The following is a 26879-nucleotide window of genomic DNA, read 5'->3' on the forward strand; positions in this document are numbered from 1 at the left end:
GAATATAGAATTTAATGCACTAATATTTCTTCGCCTTCTGTTATTTCAACATCACCATCAGGTGAAATATTTGTTAGATGCACCGTTTTTAACTCGTTAACCAGTACAGGATCATACTTGGTTCGTACCTTTACATAATTACGGGTAAAGCCATGCATAAAGCCATCTTTAATATCGCCCTCAAATAAAACTTCCTCATTTTTACCAAGCTGGCTTTCATAAAAAGCACGGCGCTTTTTATCCGACAGGATGTGCAACATTTTACTCCGTTCCCCACGTGCAGAACCGGGAACAGCACCAGTCATTTGGGCTGCCAGCGTATTTTCCCTTTCTGAATAAGTAAATACGTGCAGGTATGATATATTGAGTTCGTTGAGGAAGTTATAGGTATCGATAAAATCTTCCCTTGTTTCGCCCGGAAAACCAACGATAACGTCTACACCAATGCAGCAATCGGGCATCAGTTCTTTTATCTTGGCAACACGGTTAACGTAAAGATCGCGTTTATAACGGCGACGCATCAAGCCAAGGATCTTATCCGAACCTGATTGCAGCGGGATATGAAAATGCGGTACGAAACGTTTGGAAGCTGCAACAAAAGCGATGATCTCGTCGGTAAGCAGGTTAGGTTCGATAGATGAGATCCTGAAACGGTCAATACCTTCTACCTCATCAAGCGCCTTAACCAAATCAAAAAACTTATCTTCGCGTTTACCGTTCCGGATCCCGAAATCACCCAGGTTTACGCCGGTAAGTACAATTTCCTTTACGCCCGACTCAGCAATTTGCTTTGCCTGAGCAACAACGTTTTCAATGGTATCGCTCCTGCTTGCGCCGCGGGCCAGTGGAATGGTACAAAACGTACAGGAATAATCGCAGCCATCCTGCACTTTCAGGAAAGTACGGGTACGGTCGCCGAAGGAATAGGCCGGAACAAACTCATTAGCTTCAGAAACCGGCTGATTAAGCACCAATGCCTTTGGTCTTTTGGTTAAGTCGGTAATATGGTCAACTATCTGGAATTTTTCGGCGGCGCCAAGCACCATGTCTACGCCGGGGATTTCGGCAATTTCCTGTGGTTTTAGTTGCGCGTAACATCCTACTATAGTTACATAGGCGTTAGGCGAAATCTTAAGGGCCTCTTTAACAATCTTCTTACACTTTTTATCGGCATTATCAGTTACCGAGCAGGTATTGATCACAAAAACATCCGGTGTTTCGGTAAAATTCACCGTATCATAACCGGCCTGGTTAAACAGCCGACCAATAGATGAGGTCTCTGAATAATTCAGCTTGCAGCCTAAAGTGTAAAAAGCGACTTTCTTGTTCATTTCAATCGGCAAAGATAATGTTTTTTAAAGAAATGCCTATTTCAGCAATTTCACTTCAAGGTAAAAAGTAATTGTAAAATTATGGGTGTCCCAAAATCGCCATTCCCAAAATAAAATTGGTTTTGCTTTCGCCGCTTTTTTTAAATGTCCCATTTTTTGAGAGTGAAACGCAAAACATGATTTTTATGAAACACATTGATAATCAAAGCTTTAATATTTTACCCGAAACACCAATAAATACTTGATTATCAATAAATAAAACTTTAAGGAGTATAAATTCATCCCTCAAGGACGCACATTTATTTTTCGAATTTTTTGATGTTTTTTTGAAATTGCAGGGCCTATTGCCAATACCCGCTGACAAAACACTGCCACCATTGTTGCTTTAATTTTTCCATAAACCAACCTTCATTTTAAGCCTCGTTTTTATAATCCCGGTAATTTACCTATTTTCAATGCGGATAAAATATGCATCCTAAACCACCCATATCATGATTATATACGGTATCAAAGCCAAACTGTTAAAATCTGAAATAACTGCCGACCAATGCCCTAACTGCAATACTGCCAATAGTATACAGATGAATGTATTTCAACGCTGGGCGCATATTTTCTGGATCCCGTTTTTCCCGATAGGGAAAACAGGCGTATCCCAATGCCTCCATTGCAGGCAGGTTTTGAAGCTCAAGGAAATGCCCGCCTCGCTCAAATTAAGCTATGATAATATAAAGTCTCAAACTATAATACCGGTGTGGACATTTGCCGGCTGTTTCCTGATCGTTATCGGTTCGATATTTTTTTATATCAGCGAAAAGCAGAAAGCAAAAAAAGTAAACCAATGGGTTTTATCGCCACAAAAGAACGATGTATTTCATATCAAACTTAAAAACGATCACTATACCCTTTACAGGGTAAATAAGGTTTCCGGCGATTCTGTTTACCTGGCCTTGAACAAATACGAATCAGACCGTGAAGATGGCCTTGATGATATCGCGGCAAAGGGTGATACCGCCTATGATAACGCCCAGCAAGGTATTGCCAAACCCTTCCTTGTAGAAATGGCGAAAGAAGGAGCTATTCTGGATATTGAGCGGAAGTAAAATAGTATCTTTTTGGACACTATCTAAAAATATTTATTGCCGTTGATTTTAACCGACGGTAAAAAAGCTAAGAAGTCTTGGCTTTAGCCCAATTGTATTAGCGGATTTGGGCTGAAGCCCTCTTATCGCTACTCATTATCCCGTTGGTTAAAACCAACGGCAATGAAGCATTATCTATCTGTAAACGATATTCGTCAATTTTAAACGATGTCTAAATACGATTGATAAAAAACCTAACTACACATTCCCCCAGCCCAAAGCCAAAACATCGGCAATGTGCATGGTTTGGATAGGCAGGTTATTTTTATCGATGTACCCCTGCATGTGCATTAAACATGAGGCATCAGTAGATATGATGTATTCCGCACCAACATCAAGGGCATTATTAACCTTTTGCTGCGCCATCGCGGTTGAAATGCCATCAAACTTAACGGCAAATGTACCGCCGAAACCGCAGCAGGTTTCACCGTCTTTCAGGTCAAGCAGTTCGAGACCAAGTACCTTGGAGAGCAACTGGCGTGGCTCATCCTTTATTTTGCACTCGCGCAGACCGGCACAGCTATCATGATAAACGGCCTTGCCATCAAGTTCGGCGCCGAAATAATCAAACTCCAGGATATTTACCAAAAAGTCTGATAGCTCGTAGATATTCCCTTGAATAGCCCTGCATTTATTGTGTACAGCTGTGTTGGTAAACAGGTCGTTGTAATAATTCTTTACCATGCCCGTACATGAAGCTGAGGGCGAAACAATAACGCTATCCTCCGAAAAATCGCTTAAAAACTTGCTTCCCACCTCTTTGGCATCATCCCAAAAACCGGCATTAAAAGCCGGCTGACCGCAGCAGGTTTGCGCCGGGTTATAACTAACCTTACAGCCTGCTTTCTCCAACAATTTTACGGTATTAAAAGCAGTTGCCGGAAACAACTGATCTATAAAACACGGTATGAACAACTCAACCTTCATCGGCACAAATTAGTTAACGGGCGCTAAAATCCGAATTTTTATTAATGTTTTGTTCGGCCTTCAATAAAGAAAACAATAAAATTAGGCCGATAATGAAAAATACTCCCAATACTAAAACAGAATTGCGGGGGCTGCCGGTTATTTCTTCAAAAAAGCCAAAGCTAAATACCCCGCCTACTATGGCCAGCTTTTCGGTAACATCATAAAAACTGAAGAAAGATGCCGTATCGGGGATATTTTCGGGCAGATATTTTGAATACGTTGAGCGCGACATGGACTGGATACCGCCCATCACCAAACCAACAACCACTGCTATGATGTAAAACTGTGTTTGTGTATAGGTAAAGTAAGCAGCTATACAAACCGCGATCCACAGGATCACTACACTAATTAAAATCCTTACGTTACCATATTTACCCGACAGGCGTGACATCAGCGTAGCACCCAAAATAGCAACCAGTTGAATAATTAAAATGATAGTGATCAACTGCGGGGTTTCCATTTTAAGCTCTTTGGCAGCAAAACCGGTTGCCACCAGCATAATAGTTTGCACACCCATGGAATAAAAAAAGAACGATGGTAAAAACCTTTTTAACAACGGCATTTCCTTAACCTTTTTCCAAACGTGCCCTAATTCGATAAAACCGCCTTTTATAATATGATGATTGTGGCTTTGCGCATTTGGGCTGCCCTTAGGCAACACGCTGAACGGGATCATAGCAAAACCTATCCACCATAAGCCTACCAGCAAAAACGACAATCGGGGCGCGAAGGTTTTGTCAACAATACCAAACCACTCCCCTTTCAGCACAAATAAAAAACAAATAAGCTGAAGCAGTACACTGCCGATGTAGCCATAGGTGAAACCTTTGGCACTCACATTATCCTGCATATCAACAGTGGCGATTTCGGGCAGGTATGAATTATAAAACACAAAGCCACCACTATAACCTATAGCCGCCAGCGCAAAGCAAATGATACCTAACTCCAGGTGGTCTTTGTCAAAATTGAACAAAGCACAGCAGGCGGCCGAACCAAGCAGGGTAAAAAACATCATGAAGATCTTCTTATTGCCTTTATAGTCGGCTATTGATGACAATATAGGCAGCAGCAATACCATCACCAGGTAAGCAGCAGATAAGGCATAATCAGAAAGGGCAGTATTTACAAAGCTTTTACCAAAAAAGTTGACCCTATCGCCGTTGGCATGGTTAGTTGTGATGGCTACATAGTATGCCGGAAAAATGGTTGAAGTGATGACAAGGTTATACGCTGAGTTGGCCCAATCAAAGAAAGCCCAGGCGCGGATGGTTTTTTTGTTGTTTTTATTTTCCATTTGCTCACTAAATGTATGCAAATTTTACAAACTGCAAAAAAGTCCAACAATAGTACTTTATCAATGCCCGCGCGGTGCATAAACAATGATACAAGCGCCTATCAATGCAATCAAAGCACCGATAATATCATAACGGTCGGGCTTAAATCCATCCACCTTCCAGGCCCAGATTAATGCCATTACAATAAAAATACCGCCATAAGCCGCATACACCCTGCCGAAATTGGCGGTTTGCCACGTTGCTACTATACCATAAAGCGCCAGGATCACCCCGCCCGCTATACCAAACCAAAGCGGCTTACCTTCTTTTAACCAAAGCCAAACCAAATAGCCGCCGCCTATTTCAAATAAACCGGCCAGCAAAAAAAGAGCAAAAGAGCGGATAATTGCCATTATTAAAATTTGAAGTAACCACTTCGTTAAAGATATAAAAACGCCAATATTGGCCCGGGGCAATTATAAAAAAAGGCCTCCCTTTCGGAAAGCCTTGATTATTTTTTATAAAACGGGTTTAGCTCCTGTCATAAAACGCGGGTGGCTCAATACCCAAAGTGCGAAGGTAAACATAGCCCTGGCCGCGGTGATGGATCTCGTTATCAATAACGTACTGTAAAATATAATTGACCAATCCTTCATATTGGCCAAATGCCAGTACTGTTTCCTGGAAACGCTCGGGCGTAATCTGGGGCCAATAGGTTTTGATTTCCTCAGTGGCCTCATCCCAAAGTTGCAGCAGTTCGGCCTTTGTAGTCGCTGCTATTTTACCTGTATGGTGATCCAGGCCTGCAATTGGTGTCCAGTTATTGGTTACAACGCCTCTTACACAAGGCCCGCCCATACTAATAAACTCTTTGACCATATCGGCAAAGGGGCGCATACCACCTATCGAATAATTAAATAAGGCTTCCTCCGGAAAAGCGTCGATAACCCTGCGGGTTACCCGGCGCTGGCCAAGCCAGCTTTGTAAAAGTTGATCGGATGTATAAACAGATGCTGCTGCGGTTTCTGTTGGCGATTGATTTGTGTTAGTTTCCATTGCTTTGATGTTTTGTTTTTGATTACAATACAAAGTAACCACACCATGGTGACAGCCCTATGTCAGCAGGAAAAAAGAAAAACTAACTAATTTGTATTTTGGATAAACTCTACCACCTGTTGCTGCTCATAATTCGATAAAGTGCCTTCCGAATAGTGCCATTTAGAAGTAACATCACCCTCAAAGCGGATCTGTCCTAAATAATCCGGGTTCTTGTTATCATCCAGCAGCGGCTTGCTTTCACCAATTTCGGGAGCTATCTCCTGAATTTCAAAAAGTGTAGCTTCCCCATCGGCCCCACCTTTATAAAGTTTATACAAGCCCGTGGCATTTAATTCATGATTTGTTGATTGATGCAGCACCGGCTCAATAATGATATTTCTCTGTGTGCCGTTATCGCCGGTGACGTTGTGGTTAACTGTGTGGATCATGGCTTATGTTTTTATTTATTGATAGTACAAGCCTGCCGCCAAATTGTTTAAGCCTCTACTTCAACATGCTGTTTGCGAAGTTTATTTTCTTTAAACATCAGCACGATGAGCATAATAAGCCCCAACACAAAAAAACAATCAAGGGCAAGTGTCGAGTCGCGCATCTCATTAGTCACAGCTTCCACAAAGCCAAAACAAAACAGGCCCACCACAATCGATATCTTTTCGGTAACATCATAAAAACTGAAATATGAAGCCGTATCCGGGATGTTTTCGGGCAAATATTTAGAATAGGTTGAGCGTGACAAGGATTGTACCCCTCCCATTACAATGCCAATGATCACCGCGGCAACATAAAACTGGGTAGAATTGGTGATAAAGTAAGCATACAAACAAATGGCCGACCAGATTGCCACCAAACCTACCAGCGTACGCACATTCCCGAATTTTTCCGATGATTTGGATGCAATTAATGCCCCCGGCACAGCAACCACCTGGATAATAAGCACAATAGAGATCAGGGCAGCATCGGGCATATGTAATTCCTTGGCAGCAAAGTTAGCCGCAGCCAGCATAATGGTTTGTACACCAACCGAGTAAAGGAAAAACGACACCAGGAAGCGTTTGAGTAGCGGCATTTTGCGCACTTTGCCAAAAACCTTTGCCAGTTCTTTAAAGCCGCCGGTAAGCACGTTATAACTATGCTTGCCCGCATTGGGCTGCCCTTTCGGCAACATGCGGAACGGGATAATGGAAAAACCTATCCACCATACAAAAACCATCAGGAATGAGATCCGGGCCGGCAGCCAGTCGTCGGTAATGCCGAACCAATTAGGTTCAAGCACTACGATAAAGCAAAGTACCTGCACTACAATACTGCCTACATAACCATAAATAAACCCTTTGGCGCTTACAGCGTCCTGCTTATCGGGCGTGGCTATTTGGGGGAGATAAGAATTATAAAATACAAAGCCGCCGCAATAACCTATAGAAGCGAGGCCAAAGCAAAGCATCGGGATTTCCAACCCTGTGCCGGGCTTAAAGAAAAACAACCCCGCACAGGCCAGGCTACCCAACCAGGTAAATAATTGCAGGTATGATTTTTTATTGCCCCGGTAATCGGCTATGGAAGTAAGGATAGGCAGGATGGCGGCCACCACAAGATATGACAAACCCAATATATAATTTGATAAAACCGTATTAACATACCTGTGCCCCAGGAAAGTTACCATCTGAGTATTCTTCGAGTTAAACTTGGTAACCTCTACAAAATACGCCGGGAAAATAGTAGAGGTGATAACGATATTATATGACTGATTGGCCCAGTCAAACATGCACCAGGCCCAAATGGTTTTCTTGTTATTTTTTGCTTCCATTACGGGCTTAAAAGTAGGGAAATTTGGTTGAGTTGCATATCAGGGAAACATCATTATAAAATTTATTGTAGCTTTAAGAACAGAAGATTATAGCATGTTCACCTATCTCCATTTTACAAATCAATTCGGCTCCTATCTTTATGATGACAATTTCCAGGCATTTTTAGCGGATACATTTACTGATCTTAGCTCATACAATATTTTAAAAAGCGATTACATGCGATCTGAAATATTGGGTATCGATTTGGGGTTCACCAATGAGGATGCTGTTATTGATGAAGATGAGTTGATCATTTTAGAACCTGGCCGGCCGATATTCTCTCATCTGAATATTTACCCTAAACCGGGTATGCAAGTTGTACTCCCATTTGAGATTTCATTTGACGATACCCGTGAAGAAGTCTTCAAAAAAGCAGGAGAACCTACGCAAACCAAACACGGAGATTCGCCGATACTGGATAAGCCCTTCCTGGTAGACCATTACAAAATAGATAACCTCGTTTTAAGTATCGATTACGATCCGGCTGATGAGCATATTAATTTTATGCAGATCAGGGACAATAACATTGTTGCGCATTTGAAATTGTAAGTCAACACTTTTTATTCATATATACCGCCTTGAAACCTTATCCTTTCTTCAACATCAAAACCCGTCCCCAGCACATATTCGCGATTGTGGCATTGTTATCAATTATACTTTCATTTTTTACGACTGCCGCAACAATAGATATCAATCTTCATGACACTTATTTCGTAGTATCAGCGGTTCATTTATACCGCTTAATAGGCCTAATATTTTTTATCTTATGGGTTATTTATACAATAACCGAACCGATATTGCCTGTAGTTTGGTTAAAATGGGGACACGTGCTGGTTACATTGATTGCGTTAATTATAATTTCTCATTTTTCCGCACAGCTATCCATCCGCGGCCCGCATAAATACTATATCGATGGCCAGATCCGGGAAGCAGTCAACATTAACACTATAATTACTATTGTAACAACCGTATTGCTGACTGCGCAATTGCTTTTTATAGCTAACCTTATGACTGGTATTGTCGAAAAGGTTTTCCTATCAAGTTATCGATATAAAAACCGGAAGATATAAACAGCATACATCTCCCGGTTATACGTATTGCCACCATTAATCAAATATTTCGGGCAGATGCTTGTAATTACCTTTTACGGTAGCCAACACCTCATCAAATTTACCGCCAAGCATCATTTTGGTCATGGAGACGGCCATTCCTTTAACCATTTTAAGTTCGATATGCGGCGGCATGGCAAGGGCGGTTCCGTCGGTATAAACATTAACCAAAACTGGCCCTGTGTGTGCAAAAGCTTCGGCTATACCCTGTTCGAGATCCTCCGGATCATTTATGGTAATGCCCTTTATACCCATTGACTCCGCGACCATGGTAAAATCAGGATTGTGCATGTCCACTTCAAAATCGGGCAGCCCCATTACTTCCATTTCCAGCTTTACCATGCCAAGGCTCCTGTTATTAAATACAATGATCTTTATAGGCAGATCATATTGTTTAATAGTGGCTAAGTCACCTAACAACATAGAAATACCGCCATCGCCGCACATGGCCACAACCTGCCTTTCGGGACAGGCCAGCGCCGCGCCGATAGCATGCGGCATTGCATTGCCCATAGACCCATGAACAAACGAGCCGATCATCGAACGCCTGCCATTAGCGCTGATATGCCTGGCACTCCAAACATTACACATCCCGGTATCGCAGGTAAAAATGGCATCGGCAGATGCATATTCGTCTACAATGGCGGCTAAGGCTTCGGGATGAATAGCATCATGTTCACCAAAATCCTTAATGTAGGCTTGCTGTTGCTCTTTTACTTTAGCATGTACATGAAGTTGCGCATCTAAAAAGCTGCTGTCGGTTTTTTCTTTAATTAAAGGGATCAATGCTTTAATTGTAGATTTTATATCACCATAAAGCCCCATTGTTAGTTTTGCGCGGCGACCAAGATTTTCGGGCTTAATGTCAATCTGCACTATCTTTTTATCCTGGGGATAAAAAGGCGTGTAAGGAAAATCGGTGCCAAGCAGGATAACCAAATCGCTTTCATGCATGCTATGATACGCAGCAGGCAAGCCAAGCAGGCCGGTCATGCCTACCTCGTAGGGGTTATCATGCTCTAAAAACATTTTACCACGGAACGAATAACCAACCGGCGCTTTGATCAGTGCCGCCAGTTCAACCACTTCATCATGAGCATCGGCACAGCCTATCCCGCCAAAAATGCAAACTTTGGGGTGGCGATTGATCAGGTCGGCCAGTTTTACTAACTCTTCCCATACCGGGGTAATGTTGGCCTTGCAAAAAAAGTTATTTACCGACGAATCGATTTCAACAGCATCCTCCCCTGCCACATCGCCCGGTAAACCCAATACGCCAACCCCTTTGCGCTGAATAGCGGTTTGGATAGCCGCCTGTGCCATACGGGGTACTTGCTTGTTGTTGGCAGCCACCTGGTTATAGTAACTGCAGTCATCAAAAAGCTTGATAACATTGGTTTCCTGGAAGTAGTTACTGCCAAACTCTTTAGTAGCACAGGTAGAGGCAATGGCTAAAACCGGCGCTCCGGACCGGTGAGCATCATAAAGGCCATTCACCAGATGCACATGCCCGGGACCACTGCTTCCTGCACAACAGGCAAACCCGCTCAGTTGCGCATCGGCCGAAGCTGCAAAAGCGCCTGCTTCTTCATTGCGTACGTGGATCCATTTTAATTCGGGCGTTCTGCGTACGGCATCATTAAGTTCGTTTAAACTATCGCCGGTAATGGCGTAAATACGTTTGATGCCGGCCTGTATCAGCATTTCTACAAGTTGCTCGGCTACTTTTTTTGACATGTTTGGGTTGTTTAGCGTTAGTGATGTGGTAATTTACTATCCATAACACCAAACACGTGCCATTTGTTAAGCAATTAACAGTCAAATATTTGTAATTAACATATTTTTTTAAGCTTTTTGATATACCGTGATTTCACGATAATGAATGATATATCGCAATCTAACCGGATTCGCAACGGATGTTTTTTTCATGATCATAGTTTTGAAATAGAATGACTGATACCTAATGAAAAGGTGCGCGGAGGGGCCGCCGTATAAGTATCCCCATAGCTATTTCCAGTAACAGTAGTTGCATATAGCTTATTGGTCAGGTTCATTACATTAAACCAAACTTCCAGTCCCTTCGCGCTGCCGCTGCTGATGCGATAGGCAGTGCGTAAATTAAAAAGATCATAACCGCTGTAGGTTTTGGTATTAGCTGCATTTGTAAAGTATTTACCCAAATGTTGCCATTCAACACCGGTTCTGAAGCCAGCGATAAAAGCGGGTTTCCAGGTAATCTCCGAATTAGCAATCCATTTTGGCGCATTGGTCATTTGATGACCGTCATAGCCGATGGATTTTCCGGCACTAATTTCACTGTATTTATTAAAGGTATGGGACGCAAACGTTCCACCGATGCGAAAGGCAAGGCTTTTTACGGAGCCAACCAGGAGGTTATACTCTAAGCCTTTGTGGGTAGTAGCAGCAGCGTTGGCATATTGTGTAGTATTGTCTGCCTGAAGCAAGCTGATGATCTCATCTTTCCCCTGCAGGTAATAAGCAGTTAGCTCAAACCTGATCTTTTGGGAGAACAATGATGTCCAGCCGCCCAGTTCATAATTGTTGTAAGTGGCCTGTTTAAGCGGTGTTAATTGCCTGGAATTGTAAAGGGTATTAGTTTCAGGGGGCTGAAAGCCCATACTGAAATTGGCATAAATGCCGCGCCCCTTCTGCAGGTCATAAGTTACGCCAAGCTTGGGCGCCAATACATCATATCGATTATGCTCCTGTTGTTTGTACTTGGTTTTTAAAGGAGGCAGCTGGTTGTCAAAATTGTAAACGAGCAGGTCATAACGCAGTCCGGCAGTAATTTTTATCCGTTTAACCGGCTCTGCCATATACTGTACATAGGATGCGGCATTAAACAGGTGGATCTTATAATTATCAATCAGCGAATCAGTATTGATATAACCGGTATAATACTGAGCGGTATTATCTTTTTTAATATTCAGGAAGTTAGCATAAAACGAACTTGGGCTATTATCCAGGTAAATGCCTGCGATCAATTGTGAGTGCATAAAATTTAACTTTACCGTATGCTGGGCAAGCAAGCCAAAGCTGTAAAAACTCAGCTCATTTATTTGACCTGTTGACTTTATGTATTGACCCTTATTGTTGCGGACATCAGAAATGTAATAGCTGGGTAATTGCCCGGTGGAATTGTTTCTGTAAAAAAGCGTTAGAAAGGTGTGATTATCGTCATTCCAATTATGATCAAGACGGCTGCTGGCCCGGAATGCGTTCACCCTGCGGTAGGCAAAACGCTGATTACTACTGTAAGATCGGTTATAGAAACGCGCACTATCAAGGTTTCCGGGTGTTTGTGTGTTAAGATAATTATAGGTACCATATACCGTTAGCTTACTGTCGGCCCCCAGCGGATAGCTAACTTTAGCAGAAAGCGAATACTTATCAAAATCAGTATAATCCTGCCAGCCTTTTTCCTGGTGTGTGGCATAACCTGCCATATAAAACCCAACTTTTCCTGCCGTGAGGCCTCCCTGAATACCAGCCCGCAGGTAATGGTATTTATCTCCCTGTACATTGATTTGCCCTGCCGGGGTTACGGACTCTTTTGCCGTATTGAAGTTAACAGCCGCACCTATTGAGTTACTGCCATATAAAGACGAAGCTGGGCCCTTAATCACCTCAATATCCCGGATACCATCGGTATTGATCTCGTATAAAGCGTTATGATTGAATATGCCCGTTGGTCGGATCGGGATACCATCTTCCATGTAAAGGTAAAGCGCATTGTAAGTAATCGGTTGGCGGATGGCCATGGTATGCTGCTCATTACCGAGGTTCACCATATATACCCCCGCAACTTTATTCAACAATTGATAAGGAGCGGTTGCATGCGCTTCGCGGATGGTATTTGAACTTATCTTGCTGATTGCAGCCGGTATATCCTTGCGGGGCTGCTCCTGGCGGCCAGCCGTTACCACCACCTCCTCCAGGCCGGCAATCACCGGTTTTAGTTGAACTGAGAGCGAGCTATCGCACCTGATACAGCAAGTACCATAACCAGTACAGCTAACCATCAGGGAATCAGCTTTATTTGTATGCGCCAACATAAATTTGCCTGATAAATCCGTTGAGGTACCCAGCTTACTTCCTTTGACACGGATACTGGCACCGACAACGGGTGCCTGGGTTTGGGCGTCGACAACAACACCCCGTATTTTTTGCGCTGATGCCTGTAAAGTAAAGGCAATAGCAAAGCAGAACACGATAAAGTATTTCATTTTTAAACATCTTCTTGTTAAACCAAAATTGAATTTGCTCAGGAGAGCATGTAGCGGTAAACTGAAGACGTAGCGGGGGGCCGAAAGATAGCTCCGAGTGGGCGAAGCAGCAGGGCGAAGCTTACCAGGGAGGTAAAAATGGCCAGCAGTTTGATGTGTACAGTAAATTGATTAACGCCGTGATAATAAGCCTCAAAAATGATTTCTTTAGCGGTTCGGTTTTCGTTGCTTTTCTCTTCGCTATTAGCCTTTTTAAGCTGTTTGCTCAGGAAACACCTGCCGTTGCAGTGTAGCATGGGCCTTGCCTTATTGGCGCAAAGTTTTGCCGCGATATAATCCTGGTTGAGCCGGAATCCCGCATAAAGCCAAAGCGAGTTCAGGTTCATAACCAGCACCGAGAACAGGAGTAATATGGCGGTGAAACGGCGGAACATCTTACAGATCTTTTTTGGAGAAAATTTTAAGCGCCAGTAGTACGGGTAAAACAGACCAGATAAATAGCATCGAAACACTGAAGGCAATGCCTGTACCGCTTCCGAAAAACTGTCGGTAAAGCGCGCCGGTGTAACCCATCAGAGCAGAAATATCCAGTTTTAACAAGATCATGATCCTTGCCAGATCTACCGGATTTAAGGCCGTGAGCACAATCATGGCTTTTTCCAACGGATAATCGCTAAAGGTGAACAGGAACAACAGCACCAAAGCATCATAAATAATGGCCGCATAGAACCAAATCATTAGCGCAAGCCCAATCCCCTTTGATTTATCCCTGGTTTTGGTGGAAGCCCAGAAAGCGAGTGAAGTAAAACTTAAGGTTACCAAACCTCCGGCAACCATTAAGGTGATGCCCGTAGCTGAGAGTGCAAACAAAGCAACCGGCAGGCAAACTCCGAGCACAAAAGCCCCGAGGATAGAGCTGCTGATGCCGAGGTATTCTCCCAATAAAATATCCCTGCGTTTGATAGGCTGGGAAACAAGCAATTCGGTAAACTCCGCGGCGTTGAAATAATAGGTGGTTGCATAGATAATGCTGACCAGCGGCACAATGATCATCACAATGGTTGTAATACTTACCAGTCCTTTAATCACATCGCTGTCTGACAGGAAGATCACCGTACAAATGGTAGCGAGCAACAACGTGTAGGCAATGAGTACCTTACTGCGTATGATGTCGAGAATAATATATTTGGCTATCTTAAACATGTTCTTCAGTTAATAATCGGGTCAATATTTTACCCAGTCTCTGCTCACCTGTCTCCATTTGCAGCGCAGCCAGCGGCTCATAAAATTTGATCTTGCCTTCATAAAGGTACATCACGGTATCGGCCAACTCCTCCGACTCTGAAAGGATATGCGAGGTAATGATCACAAGCCTGTTATTTGCTTTTTCGGCGAGGATCTTTTGTTTTAAAATCTCGGTGGCAAAGGGATCAAGGCCCGCTGTGGGTTCGTCGAGTATCAGCACGTCAGGATTAAACATAAAAGCAAGGGCAGCGCTCACTTTCTGCCTGGTACCTCCGGAAAGTGTCCTCATAGGCTTATGGTACATACTTTTGAGCCGGTAAGCCTCAATCAGGTCTGTATCAGGTATTTTATTGCAGTTACGAATATCAAGCATCATGTCAAACAACTGGCCAATCTTCATATTATCCGGGTAATGCCCGATCTGTGGCATATAGCCGATATATTTTTTGTAATCAAAAGTGTTGTTGACTCTGGCCCCTCGAAACCGGATGTCGCCTTCGTCGGGTATAACCATACCGAGTATACTTTTGATCATGGTTGTTTTTCCGGAGGCGTTCGGCCCCAAAACAGACACAATGTTGCCGCTTTCAAAATGACAACTAATATCTTTTAGCACCTGCAATTTGCCAAATGTCTTTTTAATGTGGCTTAATTCAATTAACGTGTCCATGGTTGCATTTTAGGGTTTATATCTTTAACAGATTCAGGGGTAAGAGATGGGATAGCCCGTTCAACCTTGTCTAAAAGATTGACCATAAAACTCCTCATCAACATTACGCTTTGCGGAATTTGCTCCATTATCTGCGCATAGAGGCTAACCGGCCGGTAGGGTACATCACCGGTGCCATCTTTATTCAAATCATAACCTTCATACTTGTCCCAGTAGTTCTGATCAAATTTATTAAGGTTGAGTAACCCGTTGGTTGTCACATCAAAAGAGTTCGACTCGAAATTATTCCGCTCAAACCTGCCGTTTTCACAATTAGCCAGTATACGCATAGCCCAACCATTATTGATGAAGATATTATCGTTAGCCGTCATGAGGTTGCAACCCTCCATATAAATACCCGTTGTATTCCTAACGAAACGGTTGCCAACAATTTGGGACCGGGTAATATCTTTCAGCAGCAAACCATAAATGGAGCTTCCCCAGTTTTCAATAAACAAATTATCAAACATTCGTATCCGTTTGGAATACATCACCGCGACACCTGATCCGTTGTTGCGAAAAGTGTTTTTTTGATACAGATCATCGTCCGAAAACATGAAGTGCAGCCCATACCTAAAGTTCCGTTCACTGGTATTACTGATGATCCTGCTCTTTTTCACAAATTCAAAGTAGATACCGTCGCGGTGGCGGGTAGAATAATTATTCATAATGATAACATCATGACATTGCCAGGCATGAATGCCGTTACCGGCCGTAAGCTCGGTACCAGTGCCACTGGTTGTATTACCAATAACAGACACATGATCGCAATCGGACAGGTAAATCCCAAAAAAGTTATTGATTAACCTGTTATTACTGATCGTAACATTGTGTACCTTATGCAGGCGGATGCCGGCATAGTCGCGCATCGAACCGGTTTTAGAGTTTTTGAGCACAAAGCCGCTGAACGTAACACCATTCGCCAGGATAGTCACTACCTCTTCTTTATAATTTGCGTCCAGCACAGGATACCCATCGCCAATGATGGTCAGTCTTTTGGTGATAAGTGTATTGTACGAATAATAATACCCCTTCTTCACCTTGATCGTATCACCATCGGCAGCCTCAGCGACAGCTGCCTTTAAATCAGGCAAGGCAGTATCCACGGCCACTACAAGTGTACGTGCATGCGAAGCAACAGTTACCGCCACGGCAAAAAGACAAATGAGTGAGATCCTTTTCATGCAATCTTTTATTTAACAAGTTCATTCCAGGTCAGCAGTTTCCCGTTTCCCAGAAAGGTTTTCGCCTCTTGTTCGGAAGCAAGGGCCGCGAGATTACCGCCCATCGGAGAACTGATCTTTTGGTCATGTATATAGGCACATTTGCGGGCATCCATAAGTGTACCGCCTGACTTGTAGTTTACAACAAGGTAAGTGTCTGCATCGCCAAACTGCCCACGTTTTTCGCTGATGTAACCCAGCATACACTCTGCAGAATCGAACTTATAAATCTTGCCTTTGGAAGTTACGATCTCTGCACCGAACTTACGGTCCATAATTGTCATCATACAGTGTACGCAGGCATCTTTTCCATATTGCAGGGCCTCAGGCTTTTGACTGCAGGCGGTGATCCAAAGTGCCAGCAGCACGATCATTCCTCTCTTTTTCATTTCTTTTACCATTTCTTATTTCGATGTATAATGTAACGGCGGTAATTATTCCGGCCAGGCCGATCAGTATCCCCCCCGTAGCAGGAAAAGACCCTGCCAGGAAGTTCAGAAGTTGTTTATACCCAACCAGCGGAGGTTGATAATACATGCCTTCAACTTTAATGGCTGCATGAGGATCAAGATTGTGCCCATAGTTGTATTCCCACAGGTAAAAATCAATAAATCCGGCAGCGGCAAAAACGATCATCAGCGCCAGCAAGCCAATCAGCAGTTTTCTGCTGCCTTTTACTGAAGCAACCGACCCGATCAGGATCAGTAACCCGAACACATAGGGGGCAATCTTAAATTCGGCAAAGTTCTGCGGGTCGATATGCTGCATGCCGATATAATGGTTAAGCCCATTGATCTGCAGCACGTTTCCTGTGATACCATTCAGCCATATATCCATACTCAGGCCCTCGGGGTATTGTGGCGCGGACAAGGTAATCTCCCATAAAGGAAGAAAATACGCTGTTAGCAGCAGCACCATGGCTGCAGCTATTGCTATTCTTGAACCGGTTTTCATATTATTGGTATTAATGGGAGGACACAGGGCCCTCCCGTTGAATAAAAGATCTATTACCTTGCCGCAAGGTTTTCTCCCAGGTGGAAAGTAAGTGGTACGTTTGAGCCTTTAGGCGATACCCTAAAGTAACCAGACATCTCCTGGTGCAATGCAGAGCAGAAGTCGGTACAATAGAATGGGAAAATACCAGTCCGGTCAGGTGTCCATTTCAGTGTGGCGGTCTCGCCCGGCATGATCAATAATTCTGAGTTATTGGAACCTTTGATGGCAAAGCCGTGCGGAACGTCCCAGTCCTGCTCCAGGTTGGTCACATGCACATACACATCATCACCTTGATTTATGCCTTCTATATTGTCTGGGGCCAGGTGAGACCGGATAGCAGTCATGTATACATCCACCCGGTTGCCTTTTCTTACTACGCGGGCTTCTTTCTCTGATTTGGCAGCGTATGGATTATCATTCTCTTCCAGTTTAAAAAACTTCACAGAATTTTTCTCTATTTTCTCCGCCGGTATGGTCTGCGCGTAGTGCGGCTCACCAATGGTCGGGAAGTCAAGCAATAGTTTCATCTTGTTGCCGGTAATGTCAATCAACTGGGCAGATTGCGTTAGCTCAGGACCGGTGGGCAGATAACGGTCTTTGGTGATCTTGTTCAGCGCAATCACATATTTACCATATGGATGCCTGGAATCGCCGCCCGGTACCGAAAGGTGGCCGATAGAATAATAAGTTGGAATACGATCGATGATCTCACGTGTGTCCACTTTCCATTTTACAATCTCTGAAGACACGAACATGGACGTATAAGCATAACCTTTACCGTCAAATTCGGTATGCAGCGGACCTAAACCAGGCTTTTGCACTTCACCTTCCAATACAGTATTATATTTCAATACCGGAATACCGTCAAAGTCCCCTTCAAATTGTTTTTGGTCAATAGCACCAAGCATCTTCTTAAACGAAAATACAGGAATCACCGCGGCCAGTTTACCGCTGGCAACAAAGTATTCGCCGTTGGGTTCCACGTCAACACCGTGGGGTGATTTTGGGCATGGAATATAATAGACTAGTCCCGGATAATCTTTTACATCCAGCATGGTCACGTCGTTTTCCATGGTTGAAGTAGCTGAGTGGGTGCGCTCGTTATAGAGGTTATGCGCGTATTTAGCAGGCACTTTACGCCCCTTGCCCTGGGCCACCAACTCTTCTGCTTTTTTCCAGTTCACCGCCATGATAAAGTCCTTGTCGCGTTGACTGGCATTAACTTCAAGTAAGGTATTGGCTTGCTCTGTATTATAACAGGTAAAGAAAATCCAATCATGTGAGGGGCCTTTGCCGGCATGTGCCAGGTCATAGTTAAAGCCAGGAACAATCAATTGAAAGGCAATGTTCATGCGGCCTGTGTTCTTATCTACCTTGATAAAAGTCGCGGCACCTTTGAACTTCTTTTTGAAATCACCTATCGATACATCCTTATCTCCATCAAGCGGTACGCTAAAACGAGTGTTACCCACTATATACTCGGTATTTTCTGTACAAAATGGAGATGCGTGGTTACCGGCAACGTTTGGTAACTCCAGAATTTCTTCCGTTTTGAAAGTTGCCAGGTTGAGACGGGCAATGCGTGGCGTGTTATTACCGTTGATAAAAAGCCAGCGGCCATCATCTTCGCCATTGGTTTTGGAAAATTCAGGATGGTGCGTGTCGTCCCAGGGCACAAATCCGTGCGAGGTGTTGAGCATTGGTTTGGTCTCTTCTGAGTAGCCATAACCATTTTCCGGGTTCTGGGAAAACACAGGTATCACTTTAAGCAACCTGCCGGAAGGAATGCCATACGCTGCAATCTGGCCGCTGAAGCCACCGGAAGCGAACATGTACAATTCATCATGCTTGCCGGGCGCTACGTATACTTTTTTGGCAGCATCTTCATCGGTGGCTGCCTGCCCCGTTTTACCTGCTTTACAACCGCTGGCAATGGCAATCGCCCCCAGTCCCGCTAACAACAGGGTAGTTTGTGTAATTCGTTTCATGGTTTAAACATATAAAGAGGTTATTGATCGTTTTTTCTCAAATACTCAAGTATCTGTCGGGTTTCATCGTCACTTACATTCTGAAAACTCATCTGAGTCAGATATTTTGCTAAAAGTGCTTTACCCACGGGGTCTTTTTGTTCCATTTCTACCGGATTGGTGATCTGGTTCATGATCCATTCCGGCGTACGGCGTTTGGTTACCCCTTTCAGACCGGGCCCAACCACCTTCTGATCGGTGATCTGGTGACAGGCGGAGCACTTGGCAGTAAAAACTCCTTTGCCTTTGTCGGCCATTGCATTGTCAATTGTGCCGATCTCCACGCTTGTGAATTTACCTACGCCCTTGCTGTCACTTTTGGCGGCGGGGTCAACATCTGCTGAAGATGCGGCCGAACTATTTTCGGCATTGGCAGCCGGAGCAGATTCCGTTGCCTGTTTATCACCCCCATTGGAAGGGCCGCAAGCGGCCAAAAGGGCCATACCTCCTATAAAGGCGGCCCGGATAAAGCTGGTTGAAATTTTCATTATTTTCATGTTTATAATACTTCGAAATTGCTTTATTAATTTTGACTATTTCATGATTCAAATCATGTTTTTTTAGTGATATATCTCATTTAAATAGCATTTTATATGATATATAATATATCTATATAGCTTCCGCCCCAAAGCACCTCTATAAATAAAGACATTTTTATCTTTTATTATTTTAAACTTGTCCCCTCCTGTTTGTTGAATAATTTTTTTTATTTTAAAACGAACTTATTTTGCTGGTAATCGCTTACCAGGTCTCGAAGGGATTTTTTGTTAAATTCGAGGAGCAGTTGTGTCCGTACCGTCTTGATTTCGTCGTGCACCGGACAAGGCTTCGTGTCGGAACAGTTTTTAAGTCCAAGTATGCAGGCATTGAATAGCCCGTCCCCTTCAATAGCCCGAATAATATCAATCAGGTAAACCTTGGCGGAGTTTTCAATATAAAAACCACCGTGCGGACCTTTACTGGAGGAAATGACGCGCTTTCGGGATAACCCCTGCAGGATCCTGGCAGTGAAATGGACAGGTGCACCTATCGCTTCAGCGACCTCTGAGATGCCGGTCTTTTCTTTGGTCAAGGTCTTATAACCAACATATACTGCCGCCCTGATGGCATATTCACATGATTTAGATAATAACACTACTATCCTTTCAACTTAAAACCTATAATTGAGAATTATCTTTTAACTGCTGTTCGAGTTGAACCGACTTCGGAAACAAAATATTATTTTCGAGGTGTACATGTGTGTGCAGGTCATTTTCAAACTCCTGCAACTTTTGGAAAAGGATACGATACGAGGTACAGGCATCTTCCGGAAGCGTATAGTTATTTGTCATTTGCCTGATCTCTTCGAGTTCTTCTCCTGCTCCTTCGTGCTCCATCTCCATCATTTGAATGGGATTCATAACCCCTCCAAACGGTGCCGGCAACACAGCGGTACCTAATTCCCGGGCTGTCACCATATCCCTGATATAAGGAAAAAGGATGCGCTCCTCTTTAATCATGTGCATGCTCAGTTCCTGTGCCACCGTAGCGAATACGTTAGCCACCACAATCAATTCGGGGTGTTTGTCCCCATGTACACGCGCCACTTTTGTTGCAAGTTCACCAATAAAGGGAATATTGTCACGTACATATTTATGATGGACATTTACTACGTAGTCACTTAAAAAATCAAGAGCCCAGTCCTGAAAATTATGCGCATTTACATATTCTCCGTTATCCGCCGACTGCAGTGCGAGCTTCACTTCTTCAACGGCAAGCCCTTTTTTCACGCAGGCTTCTGTTAATGTTTTTTTGCCGCCGCAGCAGAAATCAATGCCGAGTTTTTTGAAAACCATCGCCTTCCTATAGTCTTTAGCAACAATCTCACCAATTGTCTCTTCCTGGTTATGCGGGTTCTTTTTACCAATCAGAACCCTCCAAACCTCCGGGCCGCTCATCAGATATTCCCAGTTAAAGATCTGTCCGCGCTCTGCCAGCAACTGATAATAAAGCGGTTTGGGGTCATGATCATTGTGAATGATCAATTCCTCACCACCGGTCAGTTCATCGAATCTCTTAAAAATAGTGGGATGTTTTAGTTTTGGTTCAATGACCGTTACATCCAAAATTTGTGTTTCCATTTGTTATTAATTTAATAGAAGACAAATTTATCCTTTATTATTGTTCTTGTATATTTTAGGCTGTTCTTTTTTCGTAAATGTGATAACAATCAATTTTTAAAGCGCAAAAGTGACCGCGCTCATTAGTTCCGGCTGAAACTTTGAAAAGCCTTGCCGTAATTTCAGTAAAAAATAGTCATGGCATGTTACCCCGATATTTGAGGCAAATTACCGGGCGTTCAACCGAAGGGAAATCAGATCATGTCCAGGCACTTCCGGATACAGCTGATAAGCTCAGCTTCGTCATATGGTTTAATGAGATAGTTTTGTATTCCCATCACTTTTGCTATGTCCTGGTCCTTCTTTTCGGAAAGTGCGGTAGTAAAGATGAAGGGGATGTTTTTTTTAAGGGAATCCTCTTGAAGCTGATTGAACACATCGTATCCACTAATACCCGGCATAATTACATCCGAAATAATCAAGTCCGGGTGTAAATCAGTCAGGTCCAATCCTGCCTCGCCGCAGTCGGCAACCAGCACTTCGAAACCGTAAAGCTCCAACAGCTCTGCTGCGTTTTCCCGAATGTCCTGGTTGTCTTCGATTAGGAGAACTTTGTTTTTCATATCCGGCGTGTTAATCCAAAAATAAATATTTGAATCTGATTTTACACGCTAACTGCCTCGCTTTTTTTTGAACTACCTAAAATTAGCAGCACAAAATAGCCGACCCCGCATAGCAGCAACAGTATGGATAGCAACAATAATTGGGGCTCGACATCCTGAACTATTACTCCGACAAGTTTTAAGGCGGGTTCAACAAATAATATCACGAGATATGCGAAAGTCAACACTATATAACTTCCGTTTATGATCTGCAATTTTTTTCCGGCGCCGAAAAAGCCGGCTTGCTTAAACTGATCGAGTATGACTGGTGTCACGATGCCCAATGTCAGCAAATGAATATAGCCAATGATGATATTACGGTCACTGAAAGTCCATTTGCCAATGACGGGAATACATACCAGGGCTTGAAAAACGGTTTTTAAGGTGATGGCCAAAAATGCAACTTTTAACAGCAAAGGCAGTTTCAGCAGCCGCGTTTTCCGACGCCGGCATATTATAAACCACGCGGTAAGATTACCCGCAGCCGCAATTCCGGCTATCAGAAAAACCCAACCGGCAGGGTTGCTCCACAAGGTAAAAATTAAATACAGCGGCAGGTTCGACCAGATTAATAGTTGATATACCCAACGCTGCGGATTGGTTGGGCACATATTGAAATAAGTGATTTCAACTAACGCAATGGCCGCCAACTGCATCCAGCCATTCAACTGAAAATGCAGGTAAACATAAATTGCATCCTGGTACACTGCCGTGCCTTTTAATCCCATAACCATAAGCGGCCCCAGGGCTAAAGGGCCCAGTGAGGAAAAGCAGAGAAAAAACAAAGCGCCAAGGGTCAATTGGCGCGCGCCCTTTGAAAGTTGCCGGGTTTCCTTTAAACTTTTCAGGAACTGCCGGGTAAAATAATAAGTACTTAAAATAAAAAACGTCGAAAAAATAATAGAGACTGTTTTGTAGCCCTGAAAGGAGAAACTAACCAGCATGCCATAAGCACTTACGAGTGTTGCATTAAGGGCATACAGGAACTTCCGGCGTCTTTGAACAGGCGAAACCCGTCCGGCCAATAGCATGGCCAATCCAAGAAAAGCCCACCCGGCAAAAGCGAAATGCGAGTGAGCATGCAGCAAAAAAATATAGTTTAAATGAGGCACAAAGGCAATATGCATCAGCCTGAGCACCACGCCAAAAACAGCAAGCACCACAAAGCTGCCTCCTGCCCAATAATGATACCTGCCTTTACTTATCCAGTCCATTATCCCCACAACTGTTTTTTGCCTTCTTCGGTAATATTGTCAAAGCCCCATGCTGGCTCCCAGGTGAGTTGCACATCTGTCTTGTAGTCCACAAACCTGGCTTCAAGGCAATTGGCCACCCCCTGCAAAATGGCTTCACCTACCGGGCAACTGGGTGACGATAAGGTCATTACCACCACCAGCATCCTCGCTGTGCTATTTGCCCTGATAGTATAAACAAGTCCCAAATCAATGATATTGACATGAAGTTCAGGGTCAATAATGGATCGTAAGCGCTCCCATGCTTCCATTTCTATGTAGGTATCAGGATTGGTAACGTCAAAGCTATGCATGGCCGGTTGTTTTTTTGTGGGTAAGGACCCTGGTTAAATTTAAAAGATAGCAAAGCGCCGTTAACAGCAGGCAACCTGAGGCAATACGCGCAGGCGTAGCCAGGCCGGATAACGCCATAGTGATCATGGATAATATAAAACCGGTAAAGGCAATACCTTGGATGATCAGTAATTTTTGACTGTATAGATCCGAAGGTAAAGGTGTAGGTTCTTTACCGGTGCCCGGGCCATAAATTTTTAACCAAACCAGGAAAGGCAAAGTTTTAAACGCCTGCCCCAGGATCAGCAAAGAAAGCCAGCCCATTAGCACCAATAGCCCGTATAGTTTAGTAAGCGCAATGCCTTGTGTTATATTTTGAACATGCGCGTTAATAATAAGCGGCTGTATCAGCAATGCAGCCAGCAGCAATATAAAAGACAACATGGTGTACATCATAGGTAAATCCAACCTTCTTTTCATTCGTGACCGGTAACATTGGATTAAATAAATGAAATATATGATAAACGCTGCAGTTGGAAGCAGTGCGATGAGATAGGTCCGGTTGTTGATACCTTCCAGGTACGTATCGATCACAAATGCAAGCAGGCCGCCATTCAGCAGATAATAAACCCAATCAAGCAGCTGCAAATTCTGTTTTCGGGACACCAGGAACATTGGCACCAATTTACTGCTTACTCCTATCACTAACAATAAAAACCAGCCTCCCATTCCCATATGCGCATGGAGCCTTAAAAACTGAAGGTGATCCTGCGGCAGAAAGGCGTAACGGAGGTTGAATACCAGCAGAACCCCAAGAACACCGGTGGCCAGCAACCAGATACAGGAAGTATTGATCATTTCCTGATGAATGTTCTCCTTTTTGTTCTTTAATCTTTTTCCTGTTAGAAAAATGACAATGGTAAAGCCAAGCATGCCGGTTAGCAGCAGCAGTGCCCCTCCCTGCATACATAAACCTGGTTCAAAACGCCAGAAAGAACAAACCAACAGGACAAGCCCGCTCAAAAAAGCGACGAATGATAGCCAGGGCAAACGATAGCCTGACAATCCTGTTTCAAGTATGACCGGTACCAGTTGATACGCTGCACCGAAAATAACCATAGTAACCCAGCCCAGCGCGGCAAGATGGGTAATGGCTAATAATTTCGGCTGAAAATAGTGCCCGGCAAAATCTGCCGACGCAAAGAAAAACAAGACACCGATAAGCACAAAACAAACCGCTGAAGCCAGGTAGTGAGCCCTTACAATAGGGTATAATTCGGGATGCTGTTTAGTGATCATATTCATGGCCTATAGATAAACAGGATAACTGCATCCGCTGTTTCCATGATGCGAAAGTCAAAACCTCTTTCTTTTAATACCGGGAGCAGATGAACGGGGACTTTTCGATGCCGGACATACAAGGCTTCAGTGGTTTTCAGCGTTTCCAGCTTGTCCAGGATCATAGTCATAGGCTTAGGCATTTGGAAAGGCCTGACATCCATAATGTACAATTGATAGGCTTTCATAAGTTCCGTGAGCCCATCTGCTTCAACCGATAATTCCGATATATCCATTATAAGCTCATCAGGTTGGGCCTCTTTCTTTAGGAAATAAGTATTCACAAGTTCCGGTCCGGCGATGTCCAGAAACGAACGGTATCCCTTATTTTCCAGGAGGTTGATTAACGGGACAGGTTCAAAAGTATTGATCACTTTTAGCACCTCGCTGTTTTTAAGCCCGGCCGCCGCTGTAAGGATCATTTTTAAAGGGTCATTTCCTGCCGCCAAAATCGGTCTGGCATCAAGATCAATAATTTTAGTAAAAGAAGCGGCAAGGGGAAGTGGTAACCTGTCAACTTCAACAGCTTCGTGCGCCGCTTTAAATCCAAGCGGTTTAAGGACGTCAAAAAATTCATTCAACGAGCAGCCTGCTATCCTGCAAGCCTGAGCAACGGATACCCGTTTGGCTAAAACCTTTCTGAGCACAGGGTTTTTCAGCCGGTTAAAATTTTTATTGAGTTCGGTAAGTTTTTGGATTATCAGCTCTTCGTTATACTTCAGCAGATCACTGATTAGGCTATTAGCATTCAATACAATGTGTATTTCTGACGGTTCCATTTTTTTATGAGTTGATGGACAAATGTAAATAATAAAAGATAAAATTATCTTTTATTATTCAGAAAGGTGACGCAAAGATTACGTTTACCCGGCTACGATATTTTTTTTACGTCAGTCACCCATCGATCAAATGGCTGCCAACAATTGGTTTCCTATTCTCTCTTGCCCAGATCATCTATACTATTTGTAAAAAAGCCCCTATCTCCTAAAATAAACTTTCAAACTGGTCCGATGCTATGGCAGTTGATCTTCTCCCTGATTGCCTTCTGGTTTCCCTGCAGTTGTTAGTAATTGTGATCATTTTTTAAGCTGATCAACGTCATGTTGAAGTTTAAAGCCATTCTTGATCTTTGTTTTAAGAAACCGTCGATAAAAAAGCAGAACAGGTTGCACTGTTAACTGCGCTATTTACGGTACAAAGGGTCTTCTACTTTTACGAGCCCGTATTTAATGGTTTTATGAATATTAACAAAACAACCAGTCACCCATATGAAAACTATAATTGCTGCAACAGACTATTCGCCGGCTGCCGAAAACGCGGTAACCTATGCCGCCGCTTTGGCCAAACATTTCAACTACAGGCTTCTGCTTTTTAATGCCTTCAGCTTGTCCCTGCACGAATCGAATACGCTCCTGCCAGCTTCAACCGTAAGCGACCTGGAGGCAAAAAATCAAGACCGGCTTGCACAACAAGCAGCAATAACCGCATTGGTTCACGACATCACTGTCAGTTGTGAAACCAGTTATACGCCGGTGACAGATGAATTACAAAACCTGGTAAAAAAGCACAATGCTTCGCTGGTAGTGCTTGGCATGGCCCCTGAAAGCCAGGACTGGATTTTGGGCAATACAACTACAACTGCCATCAAAAATTTGGCTTTCCCTGTACTGGTCGTCCCGATTGGCGCCCGGTTCAAAGGGTTAAAGAAAATCCTGCTGGCATGTGATGTGGCTAATGATCAGCCCGTACAGTTACTTTCCATGATTCGGAATGAAGTTATTGCTTTCGAATCGCCGGTGGAGATTTTTTATGTTAATAAAGAAGCAGCTGAAATAAAACCTGTTCAGGACACAGTACCGCATACTTTCCAGGCAGCTGGTATTGATTGTGTTTATAGAGAAACTAATTCAACTAAAATTGTTGCCGAATTAAAAAAAGAGCTTATAACTTGTGACGCCGAGTTGTTGATCATGATCCCCAAAAAGCACGGTTTCTGGTCTTCACTTCTTCACCGAAGTAAAACCCGCCAAATGGCTACCGGGTTGAACATACCGTTACTTGCTGTTCCCATGTGTTCATGAA

General features: G+C 43.6%; 27 protein-coding genes. 3 read left to right on the forward strand and 24 right to left on the reverse strand.

Annotated features, from left to right (window positions below; genetic code table 11):
• Positions 1-11 precede the first annotated feature (11 nt).
• Positions 12-1331, reverse strand: a complete 1320-nt coding sequence (gene mtaB, locus ABIC84_RS05575; protein ID WP_429262922.1) for a tRNA (N(6)-L-threonylcarbamoyladenosine(37)-C(2))-methylthiotransferase MtaB — start codon at positions 1329-1331, stop codon at positions 12-14.
• A gap of 491 nt (positions 1332-1822) precedes the next feature.
• On the opposite strand from mtaB, the gene ABIC84_RS05580 reads away from it, so the two are divergent.
• The gene (locus tag ABIC84_RS05580; protein ID WP_429262923.1) at positions 1823-2431 is read left to right on the forward strand and encodes a hypothetical protein; all 609 of its coding nucleotides are present in this window, start codon (positions 1823-1825) and stop codon (positions 2429-2431) included.
• Positions 2432-2668: 237 nt separating this feature from the next.
• On the opposite strand, the gene ABIC84_RS05585 is transcribed toward ABIC84_RS05580, so the two are convergent.
• From ABIC84_RS05585 to ABIC84_RS05610, 6 genes are all read right to left on the reverse strand, one after another.
• The gene (locus ABIC84_RS05585) at positions 2669-3397 is read right to left on the reverse strand and encodes a (Fe-S)-binding protein (protein ID WP_090525250.1); all 729 of its coding nucleotides are present in this window, start codon (positions 3395-3397) and stop codon (positions 2669-2671) included.
• 13 nt (positions 3398-3410) lie between these two features.
• On the reverse strand, positions 3411-4733 hold the full coding sequence (locus ABIC84_RS05590) for an MFS transporter (protein WP_373613950.1): 1323 nt from the start codon (positions 4731-4733) through the stop codon (positions 3411-3413).
• 60 nt (positions 4734-4793) lie between these two features.
• Entirely contained in the window at positions 4794-5126 is a 333-nt protein-coding gene (locus tag ABIC84_RS05595) for a YnfA family protein (RefSeq protein ID WP_373613951.1), read from the reverse strand.
• Between the two features lie 118 nt (positions 5127-5244).
• The gene (locus ABIC84_RS05600) at positions 5245-5769 is read right to left on the reverse strand and encodes a DinB family protein (RefSeq protein ID WP_429262924.1); all 525 of its coding nucleotides are present in this window, start codon (positions 5767-5769) and stop codon (positions 5245-5247) included.
• A gap of 86 nt (positions 5770-5855) precedes the next feature.
• Positions 5856-6200, reverse strand: a complete 345-nt coding sequence (locus ABIC84_RS05605; protein WP_090525244.1) for a hypothetical protein — start codon at positions 6198-6200, stop codon at positions 5856-5858.
• Positions 6201-6247: 47 nt separating this feature from the next.
• Complete coding sequence (locus ABIC84_RS05610) at positions 6248-7576, reverse strand: MFS transporter (RefSeq protein ID WP_429262925.1); 1329 nt, start codon at positions 7574-7576, stop codon at positions 6248-6250.
• A 94-nt stretch (positions 7577-7670) separates the two neighbouring features.
• Here ABIC84_RS05610 and ABIC84_RS05615 point away from each other — a divergent pair, with 94 nt between their 5' ends.
• A complete protein-coding gene (locus tag ABIC84_RS05615) occupies positions 7671-8165 on the forward strand; it encodes a hypothetical protein (RefSeq protein ID WP_429262926.1) in 495 nt (164 codons plus the stop codon).
• Positions 8166-8722: 557 nt separating this feature from the next.
• Here the strand turns inward: ABIC84_RS05615 and ABIC84_RS05620 are convergent.
• From ABIC84_RS05620 to ABIC84_RS05700, 17 genes are all read right to left on the reverse strand, one after another.
• Positions 8723-10462, reverse strand: a complete 1740-nt coding sequence (locus ABIC84_RS05620) for a thiamine pyrophosphate-dependent enzyme (RefSeq protein ID WP_429262927.1) — start codon at positions 10460-10462, stop codon at positions 8723-8725.
• Positions 10463-10656: 194 nt separating this feature from the next.
• Positions 10657-12972, reverse strand: coding sequence for a TonB-dependent receptor domain-containing protein (locus ABIC84_RS05625; protein ID WP_429262928.1), 2316 nt, complete (start codon positions 12970-12972; stop codon positions 10657-10659).
• Between the two features lie 38 nt (positions 12973-13010).
• Entirely contained in the window at positions 13011-13406 is a 396-nt protein-coding gene (locus ABIC84_RS05630; RefSeq protein WP_426588572.1) for a hypothetical protein, read from the reverse strand.
• 1 nt (position 13407) lies between these two features.
• Complete coding sequence (locus ABIC84_RS05635) at positions 13408-14175, reverse strand: ABC transporter permease subunit (protein WP_090525226.1); 768 nt, start codon at positions 14173-14175, stop codon at positions 13408-13410.
• Positions 14168-14887: an ABC transporter ATP-binding protein gene (locus ABIC84_RS05640; protein ID WP_429262929.1), complete on the reverse strand. Its 720-nt coding sequence runs from the start codon at positions 14885-14887 to the stop codon at positions 14168-14170. The genes ABIC84_RS05635 and ABIC84_RS05640 overlap by 8 nt, the downstream gene beginning before the upstream one ends.
• Positions 14875-16110 carry a nitrous oxide reductase family maturation protein NosD gene (locus ABIC84_RS05645; RefSeq protein ID WP_429262930.1) on the reverse strand — a complete coding sequence of 412 codons (1236 nt, stop codon included), beginning with the start codon at positions 16108-16110 and terminating at the stop codon, positions 14875-14877. Before ABIC84_RS05645 ends, ABIC84_RS05640 begins: the two co-directional genes overlap by 13 nt.
• 8 nt (positions 16111-16118) lie before the next feature.
• Positions 16119-16538: a nitrous oxide reductase accessory protein NosL gene (locus ABIC84_RS05650; protein ID WP_175489926.1), complete on the reverse strand. Its 420-nt coding sequence runs from the start codon at positions 16536-16538 to the stop codon at positions 16119-16121.
• On the reverse strand, positions 16474-17103 hold the full coding sequence (locus ABIC84_RS05655; RefSeq protein WP_429262931.1) for a hypothetical protein: 630 nt from the start codon (positions 17101-17103) through the stop codon (positions 16474-16476). Before ABIC84_RS05655 ends, ABIC84_RS05650 begins: the two co-directional genes overlap by 65 nt.
• A gap of 53 nt (positions 17104-17156) precedes the next feature.
• The gene (nosZ, locus tag ABIC84_RS05660; protein WP_429262932.1) at positions 17157-19133 is read right to left on the reverse strand and encodes a Sec-dependent nitrous-oxide reductase; all 1977 of its coding nucleotides are present in this window, start codon (positions 19131-19133) and stop codon (positions 17157-17159) included.
• Between the two features lie 20 nt (positions 19134-19153).
• The gene (locus ABIC84_RS05665; RefSeq protein WP_217633106.1) at positions 19154-19669 is read right to left on the reverse strand and encodes a c-type cytochrome; all 516 of its coding nucleotides are present in this window, start codon (positions 19667-19669) and stop codon (positions 19154-19156) included.
• A 209-nt stretch (positions 19670-19878) separates the two neighbouring features.
• Complete coding sequence (locus ABIC84_RS05670) at positions 19879-20307, reverse strand: RrF2 family transcriptional regulator (protein WP_354482468.1); 429 nt, start codon at positions 20305-20307, stop codon at positions 19879-19881.
• 22 nt (positions 20308-20329) lie between these two features.
• A complete protein-coding gene (gene ric, locus ABIC84_RS05675; RefSeq protein ID WP_413317433.1) occupies positions 20330-21292 on the reverse strand; it encodes an iron-sulfur cluster repair di-iron protein in 963 nt (320 codons plus the stop codon).
• 233 nt (positions 21293-21525) lie between these two features.
• Positions 21526-21894, reverse strand: coding sequence for a response regulator (locus ABIC84_RS05680; protein WP_426588587.1), 369 nt, complete (start codon positions 21892-21894; stop codon positions 21526-21528).
• A 41-nt stretch (positions 21895-21935) separates the two neighbouring features.
• Positions 21936-23147, reverse strand: a complete 1212-nt coding sequence (locus ABIC84_RS05685) for a hypothetical protein (protein ID WP_429262933.1) — start codon at positions 23145-23147, stop codon at positions 21936-21938.
• Positions 23147-23479: a metal-sulfur cluster assembly factor gene (locus ABIC84_RS05690; protein WP_426588591.1), complete on the reverse strand. Its 333-nt coding sequence runs from the start codon at positions 23477-23479 to the stop codon at positions 23147-23149. Before ABIC84_RS05690 ends, ABIC84_RS05685 begins: the two co-directional genes overlap by 1 nt.
• Positions 23472-24758, reverse strand: a complete 1287-nt coding sequence (locus ABIC84_RS05695; protein WP_429262934.1) for a hypothetical protein — start codon at positions 24756-24758, stop codon at positions 23472-23474. Before ABIC84_RS05695 ends, ABIC84_RS05690 begins: the two co-directional genes overlap by 8 nt.
• Positions 24759-24760: 2 nt before the next feature.
• Complete coding sequence (locus ABIC84_RS05700; RefSeq protein WP_429262935.1) at positions 24761-25576, reverse strand: DUF2249 domain-containing protein; 816 nt, start codon at positions 25574-25576, stop codon at positions 24761-24763.
• A gap of 489 nt (positions 25577-26065) precedes the next feature.
• Between ABIC84_RS05700 and ABIC84_RS05705 the strand changes: the two genes are divergently transcribed.
• On the forward strand, positions 26066-26878 hold the full coding sequence (locus ABIC84_RS05705) for a universal stress protein (RefSeq protein WP_429262936.1): 813 nt from the start codon (positions 26066-26068) through the stop codon (positions 26876-26878).
• The last annotated feature ends 1 nt before the right edge of the window (position 26879 follow it).

The sequence above is a fragment of the Mucilaginibacter sp. 3215 genome (assembly GCF_050433785.1).
Classification (GTDB): Bacteria; Bacteroidota; Bacteroidia; order Sphingobacteriales; family Sphingobacteriaceae; genus Mucilaginibacter.